Origin of the sequence: Sulfitobacter faviae (genome assembly GCF_029870955.1) — a bacterium.
Taxonomy (GTDB): domain Bacteria; phylum Pseudomonadota; class Alphaproteobacteria; order Rhodobacterales; family Rhodobacteraceae; genus Sulfitobacter; species Sulfitobacter faviae.
The window spans coordinates 1,252,047-1,272,831 of record NZ_PGFQ01000001.1; the positions used below are offsets into that span (position 1 = coordinate 1,252,047).

The window sequence follows — 20,785 nt, forward strand, 5'->3', positions numbered from 1 at the left end:
AGCGCGGTGGGGGCACGGCCCCCGCCCGCCTATGCGTCGATGGCAACCAAATGGTTGTCCCACGCCCGTTTGGCCGTGGTCAGCCGCGACAGCGTCGCCTCTTGCAGCGACAGGATACCGCCCAGCCCATCCGTTGCCACGAAACCGCCCCGGCCCGGTGCCAACCCGCAGACATCGGCGCGGCGATGGCTGGCGAGGAATGCGCCACGGTTGTCAAAGACATGCAACCGCCCGCCGCGCGGTGACGTGATCCCGACCGCCCCGCCATCCGCCGCAAATGCCACGCTGCCCGCGTAGCCCTGCATCGCGATTTGCTCGGCCAGATCGGCCTCGGCCAAGATCGGGTCTTCCCCGCGACGATGCAGCCCCAGCAGCGGCACGCCGTCGCCCGGCTCCCCCTGCCATTGCATCGCAAAGGCCACCTGCCCGTCCGGTGCCAAGGCCAGATGACGGATCGAATTCTTATGCAGGTCATCAGGCAGCGAAACCTGCTCCAGCACCTCACCCGCGAGGCTGACATAAGACAGATTGGGCCGCATGACATCGATGTTCAACTTCTCCCGCCCGCTGTCGGGATGAGTGCGGATGCCGCCATTGGCCACCACCAGCACATCCTCGGCCCAGCGGCGGATTTCATGGGGCCCGACCCCGCCCGAGGCAATCTCTCCGATCCGGGCATAGCCCTTGGCGCGGGACCACAGGCCGATGCGCCCTTCGCCGCTGTCGATGTCATTTTCGCTGGTGGCGAGGATGGCCCCGCCCTGCAAAAACGCCCCATGCCCGTAGAAATGTCGCCCCTCCGGCGCGTCGAGCCTGTGGGCCACACGGCCCTTCACACAGTCGATCACCAGCGCGAACCGGCCCGGACGGCGGGCAAAGGCGACCGCCTCGGCCGCGGTAGGATGGGCGGCGGCGGCATGGCCCCGGTCGGGCAGCGGGATGCGGAAAATGTCGTGGCCCGTCCCATCCAGTCCGAAAAGCGCATAGGCCCCCGATGGGTCACGCGCGGCGGCAAGGTAGACGGGGCTTCCGGCGGCGGCCCAGCCCATCGCCGGTAGGCTCGACGCGGCGGCGAGACCGGCAAGGAAATGGCGGCGCGAGGGCATCAATCCCCATCCGCCGAGTTGAACCCAACCGAGACGCCAAGCGCCGGGGCGATCTCTGCCCCCACCGCCTCGGAAATGGCGCGCACATCGTTTTGCAGCGCCTCGACCCGGATACGGCTGATCGGATCGGCCACCCCGGCAAAAACGGGGTCTTCCAATGCACGCGCGGCGCTCAATGCGCGGTCGAATGCGGCATCGGTCTTGGGGTGGGCGCGTCCGACAGCGTGTCGGCCAGACTGTGCAATGCTTCGAGCGACAGGACCACATTGCGCAGGCTGCGGCCCGAACGGCGCGCCTCGGCCACCTGCGGTTTGGGGGCGTCGAAACGGCCCATCGGGCGGCCCAGACGTTGGTCGGCGACGAAGTCCAGCCCTGTTGCCAAAGCCGTATAGAGCGCCTGAGACGCCTCGCGCGGGCTGAGGAAACGGTCGTTGCCCGCCTCCCCTGCGCTGCGGAGCGTGGTCGCGAAGTCCTCACGCCATGCGGTGTCGACCTCCCGCGCCAGTTCCGCCAGATCGGCCGCCATCGCGCGGGCGAGCGCGCAGCTATAGCTGTCAGCCTCGTAGCCCGCGAAATCATCGTCATAAAGCAGCCGTTCCAGCGCAAAGAGCCCGCGCGCGGCGATGGAGACTTCGGCGTAATCACCGCTTGTCGCGATCGGGTCTTCTTCGGCCACCATCCGCGCCACGCTGCGCCCCACCATGCCGCGCGTGTCGGGCCAAAAGGCGATGGCCAGCCCGCGCCCGTCTTCCTCTAGCGGTCCAAGGGTCAGATGCGCGATGCCCATCCATGCGTCGAAGGCCTGCTGATAGGCCGGGCGCAGGGCGGCATCGGTGCAATCGGCCTGCGCCGCCGTATCAAGCGCCGCCGTGGCCGAGGCGAAACGGGCGGTGCCGGGCAGCGCGTGATCTTGGATCACCTCTTCCACCCCGGCGAGGGCGGGGGCGGCGGTCAGAAGGAAGGTGGCGGTCAGCAGGCTGCGCATCAGAGGCTCTCCAGATAGCGGATCAGGGCGTCACGGTCGGCTTTGGGCATGTCGACCACGGCATCGCGGGCGGGCTGGGCTTCGCCGCCGTGCCAGAGCACCGCTTCGAGCAGCGACCGCGCCCGCCCATCGTGCAGGAATTGGGTATGGCCGTTGACCTGTTCGGTCAAGCCGATGCCCCAGAGCGGCGCGGTGCGCCATTCGCGCCCGTTCGCGCGGCCCTCAGGGCGGTTGTCGGCCAGCCCTTCGCCCATGTCATGCAGCAAAAGATCGGTCATCGGCCAGATCAGCTGAAAGCTCTGCTCGGGCTGGTCCTCCAACCGTTCGGTCACGAATTTCGGCTGGTGGCAGGAGGTGCAGCCGACCTCATGGAACACCGCCTTGCCGCGCAGCACCTCAGGCGCGCCGACATCACGTCGGGCGGGCACGGCAAGGTTGCGGCTGTAGAAAGTCACCAGATCCAGCCCTTCGGCGTCGATCTCGGTGCCACGGTCGTCACCATCCCCATGGGGTGCCGCGCGGCAGGCGGTCTGCTCTGCCGTGCAATCGCCCCATGCCGCGTCGAAAATGGGGGAGGAAATGCCAATGTCGCCTGCAAAGGCGCTGGCGGATTGCTCGCGGATCGTCGGTGCGCCGGCTTTCCAGCCGAAACGGCCCAGCATCGGACGCGCGTGTTCAAAGGACCAGACAATCTGCGCCCGGCCCGAAATGCCATCGCCATCGGCGTCCTCCGGGTCGGCCAGCGCCAGGATATCTGCCGCTGGGATCGCCTCCAACAGGCCCAAGCCGATCATCGGCGGTGCGACGCGGGGGCTGAGCATCGCACCCTCGGCCAAGGGGCCATAGCCGAGGTCTTCGGCGCTGTAGGTCGGGCGGCGCAGGCTGGCGGTCTCCCCATCCGACAGGGCGACCTCCACCTCTTCATAACGCACGCCGAGACGGTACTCCGCCGGATGTCCCGCCACCCCGAAATCCTGCAATTGCCCACCATAGACCGGATCGGGCCGCGTGCGCGGGGTCTCATCCCCCACCGAGAGCAGGAAGGCCTCGATCTCGCTCATCGCCTCTTCGGGGGGCGTGGGGACCGAGATGCGCAGGAACATCGACACCGCATCATCCTGAGGCCCCTCGGGCGGATGGCCGCGCCCGTCTTTCAGATGGCAGCGCTGGCAGGAACGCGCGTTGAAGAGCGGCCCCAGCCCGTCAGAGGCCAGCGTCGACGAGGGCGAAGAGACCCACAGTTTTTTGAACAGCCCGTTGCCGACCTTGAAGTCCAACTCACGCTCAAAGGGGATATTGCCCGAGGGCAGCGAAAACGCATCGGCATTGCCGCGCGGGCTGACCGTGGCGGCCCCTGCCGGGTTCGTTTCAAAGGGTTCGGGCTTGTCGAATTCGGTCGCGGGGGCGGTGACCTTGGCGATCCGGGCGGCCTCTTCCGCAGTGCGGGGGATCACCTTCAGATGCGGTTCCTCCAAGGCTTGCGGAGCGGCGGCGGCCATGCTCGCGGCGGCCACCGTGAGCATCGGAATGAGGAAACGCATGGGGAATGCCTTGGATAAGCGGCAGGCCCGAAACCGGGCCTGCCTGTCGTGGTTACTTGCTGTCGTCCGTCGGCTTGGCCTGAAGCTGGCCATAGACGGCCTCGCCCAGTTCCGCCTGAAGCGCCAGTTGGGTTTCGAGGAAGTCGATATGCCCTTCCTCATCGGCGATCAATTCTTCGAACAGGTTCTTCGAGACGTAATCGCCCACCTGATCGCAGTGATTGCGCGCCTCGATATAGAGGGTGCGGGCCTCATGTTCGGCGGCGAGATCGGCCTCCAGACATTCCTTGACCGTCTCACCGATGCGCAGCGCGTCCAGCTTTTGCAGGTTGGGGTGCCCTTCGAGGAAGATGATCCGTTCGATCAGCTTGTCGGCGTGGTTCATCTCTTCGATGCTTTCCTCGCGCGATTTATCGGCAAGCCGACCATAGCCCCAGTCTTCTTGCAGGCGGTAATGCAGCCAATACTGGCTGACCGCCGTCAATTCGCTGCGCAATGCCGCATTGAGATATTCGATGACCTTGTCGTCGCCCTTCATGAACCTGTCTCCTTGTTTGGTTTTGCCTGACATAGAGTGGTTGTCAGCACCGGCACGGAAAAGTTGCCATTTCCGCGCATGGTAGACAAGAACAGAGGCATGCAGCCCCCACAATCGGCCGCTTTGCCCAAGGCGCGGTAGACTTTACCGGCCGTGATGACCGTGCGTGCGTCAGAGGCGCGCATCCAGTCGATGGCATTGTTGATGTCGCGATCGGTGATGTTCTGACAGTGACAAACAATCATGGTGTTGCGTATTCCTTGGCTGGCCCCGGGCCGCGACAGCGCGGCCCGGGGGAAAGTTTAGGATTACTGGAAGACGGCCTCCGGCGCGTCGAGGCTGTCGGAGCCTTCAAAGGCGATCTCGTCACCGCCCAGAGCCGTCACTGCGCGTTCGATGGCGCGCGTCTGGTTCACCAGCGCGTCGACCGCGCCCATGATCAGCGCCTCGCCCTCGGCATTGCCACGCTCAAGCATCATGTCATAGCTGAAACCCGCTTCGGCGGCGGTCTTGATCTGGCCCAGCTCCACCATGGAAGCGTTCAGCTTGGCGCGCAGGTCTTCGTCGACACCCGCGTCGGCACTGGCCACCAGATCGGACAGCGACGCGCCCGAGACCACACGCCCATCGACGCGCAGGTATTCGCCCAGATAGACGTTCCGCACGCCCAGACCGTCGTAGTAGTGGCTGTTGTGGGTGTTGTCCGAGAAGCAATCATGCTCTTCCTCGGGATCGTTCAGCATGACGCCCAGCTTCATCCGCTCCCCGGCCTGTTCGCCGTAGGAGAGCGAGCCCATGCCGGTCAGGATCGCGTCGATCCCGGCGTCTTCGTCGGCCAGCACGGCGGCGCGTGCCTCGCCGCCTTCGGCCCATTGACCGGCCATCCATTCCAGATCGCTGACCAAGAGATCGGTGGCGGCCTTGAGGTATTGCCCACGGCGGTCGCAATTGCCGCCGGTGCAGTCGTCGCCCGCTGCGTAATCGGTCCAAGGACGGTCGCCCGCGCCGTGGTCGGTGCCGTTCAGGTCTTGGCCCCAGAGCAGAAATTCGATGGCATGGTAGCCGGTGGCGACATTGGCCTCGACCGCGCCCGCCTCATGCAACTGCCCTTCGAGCAGTGCGGGGGTGATCTCGGTGGCGTCCACCTCTTCCCCGCCGAGCGTGAAGGTCGGGTTGGCGATGACGTTCAGAACCGCCAGTTGGTTCTCATCCGTCTCACCGCCATAGGAGGCGTCGACATAGTCAATCAGACCTTCGTCCAGCGGCCATGCGTTTACCTTGCCTTCCCAGTCATCGACGATGGCATTGCCAAAGCGGAACACCTCGGTCTGCTGGTAGGGCACGCGGGCGGCCAGCCATGCGGTTTTCGCCGCCTGAAGCGCCTCGGCAGAGGGGGAGGCGATCAGCGTCTCGACGGCGGCTTGCAGGGTCTGCGCGGTGGTCAGACTGTCTTCGTATCCAGCCTGCGCGATGTCGGCATAGGTGTCCAGCACCTCGGCCTTGCCTTGGGCGAATGCCGGGGCGGCGGCGAATGTGATCAGCGCAATGGCCGTGGACGCTTTGAGGCGCATCGGATGTCCTTCCTTGAAAATCACCACGGTCCCGACACAGGGCGTATCGGGCCTTCGGGCAATAGGTGACTTATTTTGTCGGAAAAGACAAGGTACAACCTCAGGCGGGCTGAACCTGCGAAATCCCGTTAATTGGTGGCCCTTTCCAACAGGGTCACATGGGTATCGCCATATTTGCGCGTGTCGATCCGGGCGAATCCCTCGGGCGCCTGCATGGGGGCGCTTTCCTCCCAGACAACCATCGCCCCGGGGGCGAGCCAGCCGCCTTCGGCCGCCGCGGCAAGCGCCTTTTGCCCCATGGACTTGCCATAGGGCGGGTCGAGAAAGACCAGATCGAAAGCCGCCTGCGTCCACGGCCCCAGCCGCGTGGCATCATGGCGCAGCAGTTGGGTGTCCGCCGCCGTGTCCAGCTTGCGGATATTCTCCCCGATCAGCCGCTGCCCGCTGCGGCCATTTTCGACGAAACAAACCGATGCGGCCCCGCGCGACAGTGCCTCGAACCCAAGCGCGCCGGTGCCTGCAAAGAGGTCCAGCACCCGCGCGCCTTTGATCACGTCGTGATGGGTCAGCATCGAGAAAAGGCTTTCGCGCACCCGGTCCGAGGTCGGGCGCAGATGCGCCCCGGCGTCGCCCTTGCCAAGTGCCGCCAGCGGGCGGCCCCGGTATTTCCCAGCGATGATCCTCATGCCCGCAGCAGCGCCTTGAGGTCCGTCTGAGGGTCCGCAACCAAGGCAGGATCGGGCGATTTGCCGGCCTCAATCAACCGTTTGCCGACCATATAGCCCCGTGGATCATTTGCGGCATCGACGGCCAGCAAAGTCTCACCGCGGTAATACCAGAAGGACGCGCTGCCCGCGCCCCGGCGGGTGAGGACGCGGTCATAGCCTGCGTTCAGCCCGGCGATTTGCAGCTTCACATCGTATTGGTCAGACCAGAACCACGGTTTGGCGACATATTCCTTGCCCGCGCCGAGGATGTTTTCGGCCACGACCTCGGCCTGTTCGATGGCGTTCGGCACGCTTTCCAGACGGATGCGCCCGCCGCGATAGGGGAATGAGGTGCAGTCTCCTGCCGCCCAGATGCTAGGCAGGTTCGTGCGCCCCTGCGCGTCGACCTTGATGCCGTTGTCGATCTCGACCCCCGCGCTGGCGGCCAGCGCGATGTCGGGCTCAATGCCGACGCCAGTGATGACGAAATCGGCGGCGATCTCTGTGCCGTCGCTCAGCCGTGCGCCGGTGACATGGCCCTCGCCCAAGAGCCGCTCCAGCCCAACGCCTTCGCGCAGGCGCACGCCGTGGCTTTCGTGCAGGGCGCGGAAATAATCGCTGGTCTCCGGCGCCGCGACCCGTTGCAGGATCCGGTCGGCCATTTCCACCAGCGTGACCTCAAGCCCCAGCTTGGCCGCGACCGCTGCCGCCTCCAGCCCGATATAACCGCCGCCGACGATCAGCACTTTCGCACCTCTCACGAAACGCGGGGCCATGGCATCGACATCCGCCAGATCGCGCACGGTAAAGACACCCTCCAGCGCCCCGCCAATCGCGGCGGGCAAGCGGCGCGGGGTCGAGCCGGTGGCGAGCACCAGTTCGTCATAGGCGACAGCCCCGTCGGAGGTGCTCAGCACCCGCGCCTCTGGGTCAATCGCCGTGACGCGGCAGTCGGTCTTCAGCGTGATCCCCTGATCGGCGTAGAATGCCTCGGGCCGGAGCAAGAGACGCTCTTGGCTCATCTCCCCCAGCAGGTAGCCTTTGGACAGGGGCGGGCGTTGGTAAGGGGGGCACGGCTCGGCGCCGATGAGGGTGATTTTCCCCTCGAACCCGCCGCTCCGCAGTTTTGCCACGCATGACGCCCCCGCCTGCCCGGCTCCGATCACCACCACATGCTGCATCTGCCACCCCCCGATTGATCTGGTCTCAGTCGCGGTCAAAGCCTATATCTGGCCCCAAGACAACCGCAATGACAGGAGAGGCTATCCCATGACGATTTCTCAAGGTTCGACATTGCCAGACGCGAAACTGGTTCAGATGGGCGCCGATGGGCCCGAACCGGTGCAGATGGCCGACAAGGTCAAAGGCCGCAAAGTGGTGATCTTTGCCGTGCCGGGCGCCTTCACGCCGACCTGCCACTCTGCCCATGTGCCCAGCTTCGTGCGCACCAAGGATCGGTTCGACGCCAAGGGCGTGGATGAGGTGATCTGCATCTCCTGCAACGATCCTTTCGTGATGAAGGCTTGGGGCGAGGCGACCGGCGCAACCGAGGCCGGGATCACCATGCTCGCCGACGCAAGCAGCGCATTCACCCGCGCCATCGGCATGGAGTTCGACGCCGAGGGCGCCGGGCTGGTGGGCCGGTCAAAACGCTATGCGATGCTGGTCGAAGACGGGAAGGTGACGCTCTGGCAGCCCGAAGAAAGCGCAGGCACCTGCGAGATTTCCGGCGGCGAAGCGCTGTTGGACAATATGTAGAGTGACGGGCAGCGGCTAAGCGGATCAGGCGCTGCCCTTGCTACGATCCGCCCGGTGGCACACCGGGCATCGCCCCTTCAGAAGCCTTACTCCGCCGCCTGAACGATCGTGCGCGTGGGGAAGGGGATATCCACCCCGCCCTCATCCAACGCCTCTTTGACCTTGCGGGTCATATCGGCCTTGAAGGCAAAGTAATCGTCCGCGCTGCACCAGACCCGCACGAGGAAATCCACCGAACTGTCGTTGAGATTGTTCACCTGAATGAAGGGCTCGGGATCCGTATGCGCGCGCTCATCCGACATGATCGTGCTGCGGATGATATCCTCGGCGGTCTTGAGGTTCGCGCCATAGCCCACGCCAAAGGTCCACTCCGCCCGGCGCGTCGGGTTGACCGAATAGTTGGTAATCACATTGCCCCAAACCTCGGAGTTCGGCACGATGACCTGCACATTGCTGAGATCGGCGAGAACCGTGTAGTTCAGGTTGATCTGTTTGATCGTCCCCATCTCGCCCGCGATCACGACGAAATCGCCGATCTTGATCGGGCGGAACAGGATCAGCATGACGCCCGCGGCCACGTTCGACAGGGTGCCTTGCAGGGCCAGACCAATCGCCAGACCCGCCGCACCGATGACTGCCACGACCGAGGTCGTTTTGACCCCGAAGGTATTGAGGACAAAGAGAACGGTGAAACCCAGCACCACATAGCGCACGATGGAGGCGAGGAATTCGAACAGCATCTCATCGAGATGCTTATGCCGTTTGCCCAGATTCTCGACCCGGTGTTGCAGCCAGCTTGAGATGACCCAGCCCAGCAGCAGAATGGCAATCGCGGCGATCACCGATCCCGCCGCGCTGGCCAAGAACTCCAGCGTCAGCAGATCGGCAACTGTCTTGCCCTGCCACAACTCGGTTTCAAACAAATCTTGCATCCGGTCTCTCCGTCAGTCTTTGCCGGCCCCAAAGAGACCATCCATCTTACGCGCCAGCTTCGCGTCGAGCGAGCTGAGCCCATCCACGTCATGGGTGATCAACGTTACCTCCACCCGGTTGTAAACGTTGCTCCATTCCGGATGGTGATTCCATTTTTCCGCCCAGATTGCTACCCTTGTCATCCAGCCAATGGCTTCGACGAAGTCACTGAACTTGAACGTCTTGTGGATCGCATCCCGGCCTTCGACCATTTCCCAGCCCGTGTTGAACAGCGGTTGCAGCAGCGTCTTGCGGGTCTCGATGCTCAATCTCTCGGTCATTCTTGTTCCTCGATCGTCGTCTTTTTGAAAGGTCCGTAGTCGGTCAGCACGCTGATCTCTTCGTCCACGGCGTCGCGTTCGGCCTGCAGATACTCCCCCACGGCGGCGGCAAAGCCCGGGTCGCGCATCCAATGCAGCGACCATGTGGGCGAAGGCAGATAGCCCCGCGCGAGCTTGTGTTCGCCCTGCGCGCCCGCCTCGACACGGGCAAGCCCATGGGCGATGGCGAAATCCATGGCGCGATAGTAGCATAGTTCGAAATGCAAAAAGGGGTGATGTTCGGTACAGCCCCAGTAGCGGCCAAAGAGTGTCTCGCGCCCGATAAAGTTCAGCGCCCCGGCCACCCAACGCCCGTCACGTTCGGCCAGCACCAATGCGATATCGTCGCGCAGGCTTTCCTGCGCATGGTCAAAGAATTCCCGCGTGAGATAGGGTGAGCCCCATTTCCGCGCGCCGGTGTCTTGGTAGAACTGCCAAAAGGCATCCCAATGTTCCGGCTCGATCTGGTCACCGGTGAAGGTATGGATCGTGCCGCCGAAATCCTGCGCATGCGCGCGTTCCTTGCGGATGTTCTTGCGCTTGCGCGAGGACAGGCTGGCGAGGAACCCATCGAAATCCGCATAATCGCGGTTGTGCCAATGGAATTGCTGGCTCTTGCGGCTCATCAGGCCAAGCTCTTCGGCCCGCGCGACTTCGCCCTCGGTGCAAAAGGTCACATGCAGCGACGACAGCGCGTTGTTGTCGGTCAGCTGCACCGCGCCTTGAACCAGCGCGGCGGTGCCCGCCTCTTCGAACCCGGGCCGCACCAGAAAACGCCGCCCGGTGGCGGGGGTATGCGGCACCGCGATCTGGAGTTTCGGGTAATAGCGCCCGCCCGCGCGCTCATAGGCGTGGGCCCAGTTGTGATCGAAGATATATTCGCCTTGGCTGTGGGATTTGGCATACATCGGCGCGACGGCGATCACTTGGCCTGCGATCCGCGCCACCAGATACTGCGGCTGCCAGCCGGTGCCGGGGCCGACCGAGCCGCTGCGCTCAAGCGCCGAGAGGAAGCGATAGGTGGTGAAAGGGTCGCGCGGACGGCCCCCATCCGCGGCCTCGGGACAGGCGCAGGCGCCCCAATCCTCTTGGCCGATCTGCGCCAATTCCGGCACCACGGTAATCTCGATTTCCTGCGCGTTCATCTGAGCCTTGCCTGCCTTGGGTCCTATGTGTGGCCTCGGCCTCGCAGATCAAGGGCGCGGGCGCGGCAGATAATCCTCAAAGGTCACGTTCTGCGCCACCTGACGCGCGATCTCTTCCTCCGCTTGGCTGCGGATCGTCCAGCAGAGCACCGCCGCCCCTTCGGCCTTGAGTTCCGCCACGCGGGGGCGGCTCAGATCGTCGGCCTCATGGCTGATGAAACAAGACCCGCTGTCGGCGTAATCGGGAATCTCGCGCAGCCGGTCACAGGTCGCGGCGGGCAGCGGCCATTCATCGGGGCGATAGGCGCTGGTGGTCAGGCCGCGCGGCACCTCGGGCAAAAGCCGGGCCAGCGCGCGCACCGAATGCGGGTTGAAGGACATGACCGCCAGATCACCGCGGTAGCGGCCAAGCAGTTCCGCCGCGGCGGCCTCAAGCGCACCGACATCCGGCCCCATGGCACCATCCTGATCCTTGAACTCCACCAAGAGCGGCACGCGCCCGGCAACGAGGTCGAGGATGTCCTCAAGCGTCGGAATCCCCTCATCACCGCCCTTTAGCGGGATCGCGGCAAGGGCACTTGCGTCGCGCAGCCGAACCGCGCCCTGCTCTGCCGTCAGCCGTTCCAACCCGTAATCGTGGAACACCATCGGCTTGCCATCGGCGCTGAGTTGCAGGTCGATCTCGATGCCTAGCCCCGCATCGACAGCCGCGCGCACGGCGGCGCGGCTGTTTTCGGGCCGTCCAGCGGCGAGGTCATGCAGCGCGCGATGCGCCAGCGGAATGTTCAAAAAGGCGGCAGGAAGGGTCATTCGATCTCAAAGATGCCTTCGATTTCGACGGCGACACCCAGCGGCAGCGATGCGGCAGAAACCGCCGAGCGGGCGTGACGACCCGCATCGCCCAACGCCTCTACCATGAAGTCAGAGGCGCCGTTGATCACCTTGGGCTGGTCGGTGAAATCGGCGGTGGAGTTCACGAAGCCAGTCAGTTTCACCACCCGTTTAAGCCGGTCCAGATCGCCATCACAGGCGGCGCGGACCTGCGCCAGAAGGCTCAGCGCACAGCTGCGCGCGGCGGCGGCACCGGCGTCGACGTCCATATCAGCGCCCAAACGCCCGGTGATCAACCCATCCGGCCCGTTGGAGATCTGGCCCGAGACATAGACGGTATCGCCGGTGACCACGAAGGGCACATAGTTCGCAGCGGGTGCGGGCGCGTCGGGCAGGGTGATGCCGAGTTCGGCAAGGCGGGCGGTCAGGGACATGACGGGCTTCCTTTGGTTGCGGTTCTGGGCGGACGCTAACCGCCCGCCGCGCCAAGGGAAAGCCCCTTTGCCACCTGCCCGGCCTCAGCTTTCGCGGAAGGCACGGGCGAAATAGTCGGCCATCGGTTTCAGCAAATAGGCCATGGGAGAGCGCTCCCCGGTGCGGATGAAAGCCTCAACCGGCATGCCGGGGAGGAGGATGGTGCCCGCCTCAAGCTTATCCGTCTCACCGGGGTTCAGCGCGATCTCGGCCCGGTAATAGCTCTGACCGGTGGCGTCATCCTCGATGGAATCGGCAGAGACCTGCAAGACCTTGCCCACCAGTTCCGGCGTGGTGCGCTGGTTCAGCGCCGAAAGACGCAGGTTCACCTCTTGGCCCACGGCGACCTGATCGATGTGAATGGTCTGCACTTGCGAGGCGATGATCAGCGGACGGTCCTGCGGAACGAGATACATCAGCGGCTCCGCCGCGCGCACGACGGAACGCGGGGTTTGCACCTGCATGCCATAGATCACCCCCGACACCGGCGCGCGGATATCAAGGCGGTCGATCTCAGCCCTAAGCGCGCGGCGCTGCTCGGCCATCTCCAACTCACGGTAGCGCAGATCGCGCAACTGGGTGATCGCCTCTTCCCGCCCGGCGGAGCGCAGTTTCAGCCGTTCGATGTCGATCTCGGTCACACGCTCTTGCGACTGCGCCTTTTGCGCCGACAGCTCTCCGATTTGGCCGCGCAGGCGGGCCTGTTCGCGCATCAGCGTCAGGACGGCAGAGGCCTGCGTCAGGCCCCGGTCCAGCAGCGATTGCTGATTGGCCAATTCCTCTTCAATCAGCTCCAACTGCCGCGAAAGCGCGGCCTCCTGCGCGTCGACCCCGCGGATTTGCGCGTTGATCTGCGCCCGGCGCTTGCCCAATTGCTCAAGCTCTTGCGCCACGCTGACGCGGCGCGCGTCAAAGAGGTTGCGCTGCCCGTCCACCAATTCCTGCACGTCAGGGTTCGTCGCCCCGGCGGTCAGCAACTCTTCGTCGAAAGTGACCGTCTCAACCTCATCGCGCTGCGCTTCTAGCCGCCCACGCCGGGCCATAAGCTCGTAAAGCTGCCCTTCGACAATGGCCAATTGCGAGGTGAGTTGTTCCGCATCCAGCCGCAGCAGCACATCCCCGGCGGCGATGCTGTCGCCCTCATCCACAAGGATGTCGGCCACCACGCCGCCGGTCTCATGCTGGACGATCTGCCGGTTTCGGTCGACTTCGATCCGGCCCGAGGCCACGACCGCCCCGGCGATTTGGCTGGTCACCGCCCATGTGCCAAAACCGCCGAAGAGCAGGAGCAGCCCGATGAACCCAAGGATCAGGGGCCGCGCCGCCGACCAGCGCTTGTCCTCACGGGCGTTCATACCACGCCCCCGAGCGCGCGGGCGCTTTCTGGATCTCGCGGTGGTTTTGCACCATCCCGGCCAGCACCTCATCCTTGGGGCCAAAGGCTTTGCGCATGCCGTTATCCAGCACCAGCAGCGTGTCGCATTCCTGAATGGCCGCCGGGCGATGCGCCATGATCAGCACGGACCGCCCGCTGGCCTTCATCTGTCGGATCGCGTGGTTCAGCGCCTGAGAGCCGGTATTGTCGAGGTTCGAGTTCGGCTCATCCAGCACGACGATCACCGGGTCATCATACAGCGCCCGCGCGAGCCCGATCCGCTGCATCTGCCCGCCCGAAAGCCGCACCTGCCCCGCGCGGATGGGCGTGTCATAGCCTTGCGGGAATTCGAGGATCATCTCATGGGCCGCCGCCATCTTGGCCGCCTTGACCACTTTGGCGTCGTCGGGATCGGGCGAGAGCCGGGCGATATTCTCGGCAATGGTGCCGTCGAACAGCTGAACGCGCTGCGGCAGATATCCGATATGCCGCCCCAAGGTCTCGCTCCCGTAATGCTCCAGCGCGGCCCCGTCGAGGCGGATAGAGCCGCCCGCAGGCGGCCAGACCCCGGTGAGCGTGCGGGCCAAGGTCGATTTCCCCGCCCCGAGGGGCCGATCACGCCAACCGCTTGCCCCGGCTCCACGGTGAAGTTGATTGACTTGAGTGCCGCCTGTTTCTCACCCGGTGCCACGACGGTCAGTGCCTTTGCGGCGAGTTTTGCCTTTGGCTGTGGCAGGGCGGTGCGCGCGGGCTCCTCCCCCACCGCACCCAGAAGCTGCGCCAGATTAGCCCAACCGGCCCGGCCCCGCTGCACCACCGGCCATTGGTTCAACGCCAGTTCCACCGGCGCCAGCGCCCGGCCCAAAAGGATTGAGCCTGCGATCATCGCGCCCGGCGTCATCTGGTTTTTCAAGACCAGCCAAGCACCGAGGCCCAGCATGGCGGATTGCAGAAACAACCGCAGCGTCTTGGTCATCGCGGTAAAGGTGCCGCCCACGTCGGTCGATTTCACCTGCTGCGCCAGCGCCTGCCCCCGGGCCTGCTGCCAGCGGGTAAAGGCGGCATCGCGCATGCCCATGGCCTGCACCATCTCGGCCTCGACCCTGATCTGGCCCGACATGGCATCCGCCACCTGCCCCGAGATGCCAGCCCGGGCTTGGCTTTCGCGCGACAGCATCTGATTGGCCACCGCGATTGCCACCAGCACGGCGGCACCGCCCAAGGCCAGCCAGCCCAGCATCGGGTGGAACAGGAAGATCGCGGCAAAGAAGATCGGCGCCCATGGCGCGTCAAAGGCGGCCATCAGCACCGGGGAGGTCATGAGGCGCTGCACGGCTTCGAGATCGGCAAGGCCCGCGTTGGTTTTCACATCCGGCGCCACGGCGGATTTGCGCACCACCGCGTCGAAGACCCGCCGGTCGAGATCGGATTGAAACCGCGCCCCCACCCGCGCCATGATCCGACCGCGCGTGTAGTCCAAAAGCCCCATCACCGCATAGAGAAAGACGACGAGAACCGAGAGGGCGATCAGCGTTTCCTCTGACCCAGAGCCGAGCACGCGGTCGTAGACCTGCAACATATAGAGCGGGCCAGTGAGCATGAGCATATTGGCAAAAAGGCTGAACAGGGCCACCGCCCAATAAAGCCCGCGGCTGCGCCTGCGCACGCGACGCAGCTCGGACAGCCCCCTGTTCACCACATCGCTTTGCATCAAACCCCTTCAACGCTGCCCGCCACGCGCGCAGCACCTTCCCGCCTTTGGGGAATTGATACTGAGTTTAACAACCCAATGCTATTGATTTTTCGGCCCGTCCCCGACCGCCTCAGCGGTCAAGGAAGTTCGGCGCGGGCGCGCTGGCCCCGCTGCCGCTGCTGCCGCCGCCAAAGATATCGCGCAGAACCCTGTCGATCACATTGTCCGCGCCGCCGCCTTGGTTGCCACCGCCTTGGGGTTGCGGCTGTGGCTGCGGTTCGGGCTGTGCCTCGCTCAGGTTGCTGGGCGGGGCGGGCGCCTGCATCGGCAACTCCTTGAGGGGCATCCCCTCATGCACGCGGCTCATGGTTTCGCGCCAGATCTCTGCGGGCAGGCCGCCGCCCGTGACCCCGGTAAGCGGCGTATTGTCGTCATAGCCCATCCAGACCCCGGCCACATAATCCGCCGAGAAGCCCACAAACCAAGCATCCTTATTGGCCGAGGTGGTGCCGGTCTTGCCCGCCAGTTGCCGCCCGCCAAACTTGGCGCGCTGGCCGGTCCCTTCGGAGATCACCTTTTCCATCATATAGACCAACTGGCGCGCGGCATCTTCTTGGATCACACGTTCGTTGATGCCACCGCCGGTGCCCATCAGCGGCTCCGTCTCGCCCAGAAGGCGCAGGTCGACCAACCCGTAGGGCGTCACCGATGAGCCGCCGTTGAGGATACCGGCATAGGCGCCGGTCATTTCAAGCAGGGTGCTCTCCGATGCGCCAAGCGCCAGCGCCGGACCGGCGGCCAGATCGCTTTTGATGCCGAACTGGGTGGCGACCGAACTCACCGTTTCGCGGCCCACGCTTTCCGAGACTTTTACCGCCGGAATGTTCAGCGAGCTTTTCAGCGCCTCGGTCAGGGTCACCGGCCCCTTGAAACTCTTGGTGTAGTTTTTGGGGCACCATTGCCCCGAGCCGGGAATGTTCAGGCAATAGGGCTCATCCACGATGATGTCATCGGGTGAATAGCCCAGATCAAGCGCCGCGGCATAGATGAAGGGTTTGAAGGCCGAGCCGGTCTGACGCATCGCCTGCGTGGCGCGGTTGAAGGCGCCCGCGACCTTGGTCTTGCGTCCGCCCACAAGCGCACGCACCGCGCCATCGGAGGACATCACCACGATCGCCGCCTGCGCCTTGGAGCCTTCGCGGACCTTATTCTCAAACACCCATTTCAAACCCTCCTCAGCCGCGCGTTGGATGCGCTGATCAAGGGTGGTCTTGATGATCACGTCTTCGGTGGTGTTGCGGGTAAAGAACTCCGGCCCCGAAGACATGACCCAGTCGGCAAAGTAACCGCCCGCCTCGGCCTCTGCCGCCTCGGACAGTTGCGCGGGGTTGGCGATGGCCTCATCAGCCTCGGCGGCAGAGAGATAGCCCTGCTCTTCCATCAGGCGGATCACCGTGGCGGCGCGGCTTTGCGACCGGTCCAGATTGTTGGTGGGCGAAAGCGTCGTGGGCGCGGTCAGAAGACCGGCCAGCATCGCGCCTTCGGCGGGCGAGAGGGCCGCTGCGGGCTTGCCAAAGAACCGCTGCGCCGCGGCCTCTGCCCCGAAGGCACCGCCGCCCATATAGGCGCGGTTAAGGTAGATCGAGAGGATGTCGTTCTTAGTGTATTTCAGCTCCATCGCGATGGCAAAGAGCGCTTCCTTGGCTTTGCGGCCCAAGGACGAACGACGGCATTCCGCCTCATATTCCTTTTCCGTCATGCCACTGCTGGGGTCATAGGGCTCGCCCAGACAGAGCAGTTTGGCTGTCTGCTGGGTGATGGTCGAACCGCCGTGGCCGGAAAGCGGCCCGCGCCCCTCGCTCAGGTTGATGCGCACAGCCGAGGCGATGCCCCGCGGGCTGACGCCCAGATGGCGATAGAATCGCTTGTCCTCGGTGGCGATGACCGCGTTTCGCAGATGTTTGGAGACCGATTCCGCCGAGACCACGCCGCCAAACTGGTCGCCGCGCCAAGCAAAGACCTCTCCCTCACGGTCGAGCATGGTGACAGAGCCACGCGCGCGGCCATCCAGCAGCGCTTCGAGCGGCGGGATCGTGGTGTAGATATAGCCAACGGCCAAGGCGAGCACGAGGAAGATCACAAGGCTCACCCGCCATGTGATGGTCCAGATCAGCCGCCAAATCCAACGGGCCACCCCGCAAAAAAGCCGAGGATACCGCCGCGCCGGGGGCGTTTGGGACGGGCGGCTTTGCGGCGGGCGGGCGCGGCCTTGCGCGTGGCCGGCTTGCTTCGCGCCGCGGTCTTGGCCTTGGGTTTGGCCTTACCGGGATACCGCTTGTCGGCCACCAAAGGGCGTTTGCGCTTGTTCTTGTCGGTCATAATATCGCCTGCTCGGCCCTATTTTTCGCCACTTTAGCCTGACTGCAGCGGTTTGTTTAGCGCTGCAAGGTCCAATCGGCGTCAAATGTCTGATTAATTTATAGGCAGATTCCAGCCTGCGCCCGCTTTTTAGGCGGCACTGCCACGCAATGGCGCAAATATGGCAGGCAAACCTGTCCAAGAGTGTCCGATATCCGGTTTTCTCATGCTGCACGGGCAGCCGCCCGCTTCGGTAAGCACGCATTCGGACCCGCAGACAGGAAACGACCATATGAAACCCATCTTAATACTTCCCCTCGCAGCGGCGGTCAGCGCCCTGCCCGGGCTGGCGCTGGCACAGGACGCGGAATACGCGACGCTGGCGGATACGACCTTCATCTTCAACACCCTGCTTTTCCTGATCGGCGGCTTCCTCGTCTTCTGGATGGCGGCGGGTTTCGCCATGCTGGAGGCGGGGCTGGTGCGTTCCAAGAACGTCACCACGCAGCTGACCAAGAACATGGGCCTCTTTGCGCTTGCCGCGGTCATGTATTGGCTGGTGGGCTATAACATCATGTATCCCGGTGACGGCAATTGGATCATGGAAGGCGTCTTTGGCACCTTCGCGACCAAGGACATCAAGACCGAGATCGACGCAGGCGGCTATTCCAACGCCTCCGACTTCTTCTTTCAGCTGATGTTCTGCGCCACCACCGCCTCCATCGTGTCGGGTGCGCTGGCCGAGCGGATCAAGCTGTGGCCCTTCCTGATCTTCGTGGTCGTGCTGACCGGCTTCATCTACCCGATCGAAGCGTCGTGGCAGTGGGGCGGCGGTTTCCTTTCCGCCATGGGCTTCAGCGACTTCGCCGGCTCGACCCTCGTGCACGCCGCTGGTGGTTTCGCCGCCCTCGCCGGGGCCATCGTTCTGGGGCCGCGTTTGGGTAAATACGGCAAGGATGGCCGCGTTGTGCCGATGCCGGGTTCCAACCTTGCGCTCGCCACTTTGGGCACGTTCATCCTGTGGATGGGCTGGTTCGGCTTTAACGGTGCGTCGCAGCTTGCCATGGGCACCATCGAAGACGTGGACGCCGTGGCGCAGATCTTTGCCAACACCAACATGGCCGCTGCCGCCGGTGCCGTCGCCGCGCTGATCCTGACGCAGGTGATGTACAAGAAAGTCGACCTGACCATGGTGCTGAACGGCGCGCTGGCCGGTCTCGTCTCGATCACCGCAGGGCCGCTTGACCCGACGCTGTTTGGTGCGCTTTGGATCGGTGCCGTGGGTGGTGTCATCGTGGTGCTGACCGTGCCGATGCTCGACAAGTTCAAGATCGACGACGTGGTCGGCGCGATCCCGGTTCACCTGATCGCCGGTTTCTGGGGCACGCTGGTCGTGCCGGTCTATACCGAAGGTACATCCTTCGTCACACAGATCATCGGCTTCGCCGCGGTTGGCCTCTTTGTCTTCATCGTCAGCTTCGTTGTCTGGCTGATCCTGAAAGCCGCCGGTGGCATCCGCGTCAGCGAAGAGGCCGAGATCACCGGTCTGGACATGTCCGAACTGGGGATGGAAGCCTACCCCGAGTTCGCCAAGGGCTAAGCCCCAGCGACATCGTCAAACAATTGACCGCCCGGCCCGCAATGGCCGGGCGGTTTGCGTTAGGCCACTAGGGGTAAAGAAATGGTAAAGGTCGTGCCGACACCCGGGGCGCTGACATAGCGGATGCTGCCGCCGTGCCGGTCCAAAATCTGCCGGGTGATATGCATCCCCAGACCGCTGCCATAGGCGACCTTGGTGTCGGAGCCGTCGACCTGCGAAAAGGGCGCAAAGACCTGCTCTTCCGCGCCCGGGGGATGCCACAGCCGCTGTCGCTGACCTGCACATGCGCCATGCCTTCGGACTGCTGTAGGCTGACCTCCACCTGCCCGCCCGGGGCAGAGAATTTCACCGCATTCGACAGCACGTTGCCAAAGACCTGCCCCAACCGCTCTGCATCGGCTTGGACCGTCAGCACCGCCTTGGGCATCTCGCAGCGGAAGCGGATATCCTTCTCCGGTTGCAGGCTCTCCGCCCGGGCCACGGCCTTTTGCACCAGCGGGGCGAGAGCGGCAGGCTGCAGGTCGATGCTGAACTCGGCACTGCTGAGGCTTTGGGTGTCGATCAGATCATTGACCAAAGTCGTCAGCGTCTCGGAGCTGCCCGCGGCCTTTGCCAGCAGACGCGCCTTTTGCGCATCACTCACCTTGGCCCCGCCCTGCAACAACAGGCCAAGCGCGCCGTTGATGACCGTCAGCGGGGTGCGCAGCTCATGGCTGACCGTAGCGAGGAACTGCGCCTGCATCTGTTCGGCGGCGATGGCCTTTTCGGCGGCGATCTTCTGCACGGTCACATCCAAAAGCGCCACGGCCCAGCCCACCTGTTTCTGCCCCGCACCCAGAGAAATCGCATGGGCGCGCACGGCGAAATGGCGGTGGCCCAATTGGATATCGGTCACATCGGGCAGGCTGCCATGGGCCGCGAGATAGCGGATGATCGGCCCCAACTCCCCAAAGGCGCTCAGCGGGGCCTCGGGGTCGGCCTCCCGACGCAAGAGGTCGGCGGCGGCTGGATTGGTCTCAATCGCAGCGCCGCTCGGGTCGACCACAAAAACCGGATCGGTGCTGTTGTAGAACAACAGCTCGCGCGCGATTGCGTTCACGTCGATCCAGCGGTTATCGGCCACCAGCCAGACCACCAGCGTCAGCGAAAGCGCGAATGAGAAAGGCGTCGGGTCGGTGTTGAACAGGGTGATGCCGCCCAAGATATAGGCCAGATTGGCCACCATGGGATCAGCGTCGCGGCAAAAAGCTTGAGGAAAAAGCTGCGCACCGCCGGGTTTGCCGAACGCACCGCCCGCCCCGCCACGACCGCCGCCGCCATGATGACCATGTAAAGATAGGTGATCGCGATGAAGAACAGCGGGCCGTGGTCGGATTGGACATAGGCCCCCTCTGCGCTCAGCAACCACTTGGTTTCGGGGCCATAGAACTTCTCATGCCAACCGCTCGTCACCGCGGCGAGGGTGATCAGCGCAGGCGCAAGCCCCGCGCAAAGCGGCACGAGCCATCGCGGCACCTTGGCCCCGAGCGCATACTCATAGAGGAAGAAAGCCCAGAAGGTCGGCAGCAGCACGAAGCCGATCCACGCCCAACGGCTGACCCCAAATGCGCAGGCGGCAGAGGTGGCGGAAAGCTCGACCCCGACCGACAAAAGCCAGAAATCCATGGCCAGAATGGCCAGCAAAAACCAATGTTTACCGGGCAGACTGCTATGCCCGCGCACCCAATAGCCCAACACGGTGACAAGCGTGGCTGTCACGATTACCAGCTCTACCGCTGGCAAGCTCACATCCAAGCGGATGCAATGTAAGA

Annotated in this window: 18 protein-coding genes and 3 pseudogenes; 2 read left to right on the forward strand and 19 right to left on the reverse strand. The window is 64.3% G+C overall.

From position 1 onward, the window contains the following. Window positions 1–29 precede the first annotated feature (29 nt). The 9 genes from CUR85_RS06505 to CUR85_RS06540 form a co-directional block, all read right to left on the reverse strand. Window positions 30–1,106 carry a DUF1513 domain-containing protein gene (locus CUR85_RS06505; RefSeq protein ID WP_067262501.1) on the reverse strand — a complete coding sequence of 359 codons (1,077 nt, stop codon included), beginning with the start codon at window positions 1,104–1,106 and terminating at the stop codon, window positions 30–32. Further along, the gene (locus CUR85_RS20095; RefSeq protein ID WP_343245413.1) at window positions 1,106–1,282 is read right to left on the reverse strand and encodes a hypothetical protein; all 177 of its coding nucleotides are present in this window, start codon (window positions 1,280–1,282) and stop codon (window positions 1,106–1,108) included. Before CUR85_RS20095 ends, CUR85_RS06505 begins: the two co-directional genes overlap by 1 nt. Continuing rightward, window positions 1,279–2,091, reverse strand: a complete 813-nt coding sequence (locus CUR85_RS06510) for an imelysin family protein (protein ID WP_343245414.1) — start codon at window positions 2,089–2,091, stop codon at window positions 1,279–1,281. The genes CUR85_RS20095 and CUR85_RS06510 overlap by 4 nt, the downstream gene beginning before the upstream one ends. After that, on the reverse strand, window positions 2,091–3,632 hold the full coding sequence (locus CUR85_RS06515; RefSeq protein WP_082851988.1) for a di-heme oxidoreductase family protein: 1,542 nt from the start codon (window positions 3,630–3,632) through the stop codon (window positions 2,091–2,093). The genes CUR85_RS06510 and CUR85_RS06515 overlap by 1 nt, the downstream gene beginning before the upstream one ends. Before the next feature lie 52 nt (window positions 3,633–3,684). Further along, entirely contained in the window at window positions 3,685–4,170 is a 486-nt protein-coding gene (gene bfr, locus CUR85_RS06520; protein ID WP_136720255.1) for a bacterioferritin, read from the reverse strand. After that, on the reverse strand, window positions 4,167–4,415 hold the full coding sequence (locus tag CUR85_RS06525; protein ID WP_067266845.1) for a (2Fe-2S)-binding protein: 249 nt from the start codon (window positions 4,413–4,415) through the stop codon (window positions 4,167–4,169). Before CUR85_RS06525 ends, bfr begins: the two co-directional genes overlap by 4 nt. A gap of 63 nt (window positions 4,416–4,478) precedes the next feature. Next, a complete protein-coding gene (locus CUR85_RS06530; protein ID WP_067266843.1) occupies window positions 4,479–5,741 on the reverse strand; it encodes an imelysin family protein in 1,263 nt (420 codons plus the stop codon). A 128-nt stretch (window positions 5,742–5,869) separates the two neighbouring features. Continuing rightward, window positions 5,870–6,427, reverse strand: coding sequence for a 16S rRNA (guanine(966)-N(2))-methyltransferase RsmD (rsmD, locus tag CUR85_RS06535; protein ID WP_067266842.1), 558 nt, complete (start codon window positions 6,425–6,427; stop codon window positions 5,870–5,872). Continuing rightward, on the reverse strand, window positions 6,424–7,629 hold the full coding sequence (locus CUR85_RS06540; RefSeq protein ID WP_067266840.1) for an NAD(P)/FAD-dependent oxidoreductase: 1,206 nt from the start codon (window positions 7,627–7,629) through the stop codon (window positions 6,424–6,426). Before CUR85_RS06540 ends, rsmD begins: the two co-directional genes overlap by 4 nt. 88 nt (window positions 7,630–7,717) lie before the next feature. On the opposite strand from CUR85_RS06540, the gene CUR85_RS06545 reads away from it, so the two are divergent. Further along, complete coding sequence (locus CUR85_RS06545; RefSeq protein ID WP_067266838.1) at window positions 7,718–8,206, forward strand: peroxiredoxin; 489 nt, start codon at window positions 7,718–7,720, stop codon at window positions 8,204–8,206. A gap of 86 nt (window positions 8,207–8,292) precedes the next feature. On the opposite strand, the gene CUR85_RS06550 is transcribed toward CUR85_RS06545, so the two are convergent. From CUR85_RS06550 to CUR85_RS06585, 8 genes and pseudogenes are all read right to left on the reverse strand, one after another. Then, entirely contained in the window at window positions 8,293–9,138 is an 846-nt protein-coding gene (locus CUR85_RS06550) for a mechanosensitive ion channel family protein (RefSeq protein ID WP_067266837.1), read from the reverse strand. A gap of 12 nt (window positions 9,139–9,150) precedes the next feature. Next, complete coding sequence (locus CUR85_RS06555) at window positions 9,151–9,459, reverse strand: 4a-hydroxytetrahydrobiopterin dehydratase (protein WP_067266835.1); 309 nt, start codon at window positions 9,457–9,459, stop codon at window positions 9,151–9,153. After that, a complete protein-coding gene (locus tag CUR85_RS06560) occupies window positions 9,456–10,643 on the reverse strand; it encodes a GNAT family N-acetyltransferase (protein WP_067266833.1) in 1,188 nt (395 codons plus the stop codon). The genes CUR85_RS06555 and CUR85_RS06560 overlap by 4 nt, the downstream gene beginning before the upstream one ends. A gap of 48 nt (window positions 10,644–10,691) precedes the next feature. Continuing rightward, window positions 10,692–11,453: a glycerophosphodiester phosphodiesterase family protein gene (locus tag CUR85_RS06565; protein ID WP_067266832.1), complete on the reverse strand. Its 762-nt coding sequence runs from the start codon at window positions 11,451–11,453 to the stop codon at window positions 10,692–10,694. After that, entirely contained in the window at window positions 11,450–11,908 is a 459-nt protein-coding gene (locus tag CUR85_RS06570; protein WP_067266830.1) for a RidA family protein, read from the reverse strand. The genes CUR85_RS06565 and CUR85_RS06570 overlap by 4 nt, the downstream gene beginning before the upstream one ends. Window positions 11,909–11,992: 84 nt before the next feature. After that, a complete protein-coding gene (locus CUR85_RS06575) occupies window positions 11,993–13,303 on the reverse strand; it encodes an HlyD family type I secretion periplasmic adaptor subunit (protein WP_067266828.1) in 1,311 nt (436 codons plus the stop codon). After that, window positions 13,290–15,034: pseudogene (locus CUR85_RS06580) on the reverse strand (type I secretion system permease/ATPase). Before CUR85_RS06580 ends, CUR85_RS06575 begins: the two are co-directional and overlap by 14 nt. Window positions 15,035–15,146: 112 nt before the next feature. After that, window positions 15,147–17,395 (reverse strand): annotated as a pseudogene (locus CUR85_RS06585) (transglycosylase domain-containing protein). A 271-nt stretch (window positions 17,396–17,666) separates the two neighbouring features. Between CUR85_RS06585 and CUR85_RS06590 the strand changes: the two are divergent. After that, window positions 17,667–18,974: an ammonium transporter gene (locus CUR85_RS06590; protein ID WP_067266825.1), complete on the forward strand. Its 1,308-nt coding sequence runs from the start codon at window positions 17,667–17,669 to the stop codon at window positions 18,972–18,974. 59 nt (window positions 18,975–19,033) lie between these two features. On the opposite strand, the pseudogene CUR85_RS06595 reads toward CUR85_RS06590, so the two are convergent. Continuing rightward, a pseudogene (locus tag CUR85_RS06595) lies at window positions 19,034–20,199 on the reverse strand (sensor histidine kinase). Further along, entirely contained in the window at window positions 20,115–20,732 is a 618-nt protein-coding gene (locus CUR85_RS06600) for a histidine kinase N-terminal 7TM domain-containing protein (RefSeq protein WP_280322296.1), read from the reverse strand. Before CUR85_RS06600 ends, CUR85_RS06595 begins: the two are co-directional and overlap by 85 nt. Window positions 20,733–20,785: the final 53 nt, after the last annotated feature.

What these genes read in the sequence shown, in the direction of transcription:
- CUR85_RS06505 (WP_067262501.1), bottom strand. Translation starts at nt 1,106, where the DNA reads ATGCCCTCGCGCCGCCATTTCCTTGCCGGTCTCGCCGCCGCGTCGAGC.
- CUR85_RS06510 (WP_343245414.1), bottom strand. Translation starts at nt 2,091, where the DNA reads ATGCGCAGCCTGCTGACCGCCACCTTCCTTCTGACCGCCGCCCCCGCC.
- CUR85_RS06515 (WP_082851988.1), bottom strand. Translation starts at nt 3,632, where the DNA reads ATGCGTTTCCTCATTCCGATGCTCACGGTGGCCGCCGCGAGCATGGCC.
- bfr (WP_136720255.1), bottom strand. Translation starts at nt 4,170, where the DNA reads ATGAAGGGCGACGACAAGGTCATCGAATATCTCAATGCGGCATTGCGC.
- CUR85_RS06525 (WP_067266845.1), bottom strand. Translation starts at nt 4,415, where the DNA reads ATGATTGTTTGTCACTGTCAGAACATCACCGATCGCGACATCAACAAT.
- CUR85_RS06530 (WP_067266843.1), bottom strand. Translation starts at nt 5,741, where the DNA reads ATGCGCCTCAAAGCGTCCACGGCCATTGCGCTGATCACATTCGCCGCC.
- rsmD (WP_067266842.1), bottom strand. Translation starts at nt 6,427, where the DNA reads ATGAGGATCATCGCTGGGAAATACCGGGGCCGCCCGCTGGCGGCACTT.
- CUR85_RS06540 (WP_067266840.1), bottom strand. Translation starts at nt 7,629, where the DNA reads ATGCAGCATGTGGTGGTGATCGGAGCCGGGCAGGCGGGGGCGTCATGC.
- CUR85_RS06545 (WP_067266838.1), top strand. Translation starts at nt 7,718, where the DNA reads ATGACGATTTCTCAAGGTTCGACATTGCCAGACGCGAAACTGGTTCAG.
- CUR85_RS06550 (WP_067266837.1), bottom strand. Translation starts at nt 9,138, where the DNA reads ATGCAAGATTTGTTTGAAACCGAGTTGTGGCAGGGCAAGACAGTTGCC.
- CUR85_RS06555 (WP_067266835.1), bottom strand. Translation starts at nt 9,459, where the DNA reads ATGACCGAGAGATTGAGCATCGAGACCCGCAAGACGCTGCTGCAACCG.
- CUR85_RS06560 (WP_067266833.1), bottom strand. Translation starts at nt 10,643, where the DNA reads ATGAACGCGCAGGAAATCGAGATTACCGTGGTGCCGGAATTGGCGCAG.
- CUR85_RS06565 (WP_067266832.1), bottom strand. Translation starts at nt 11,453, where the DNA reads ATGACCCTTCCTGCCGCCTTTTTGAACATTCCGCTGGCGCATCGCGCG.
- CUR85_RS06570 (WP_067266830.1), bottom strand. Translation starts at nt 11,908, where the DNA reads ATGTCCCTGACCGCCCGCCTTGCCGAACTCGGCATCACCCTGCCCGAC.
- CUR85_RS06575 (WP_067266828.1), bottom strand. Translation starts at nt 13,303, where the DNA reads ATGAACGCCCGTGAGGACAAGCGCTGGTCGGCGGCGCGGCCCCTGATC.
- CUR85_RS06590 (WP_067266825.1), top strand. Translation starts at nt 17,667, where the DNA reads ATGAAACCCATCTTAATACTTCCCCTCGCAGCGGCGGTCAGCGCCCTG.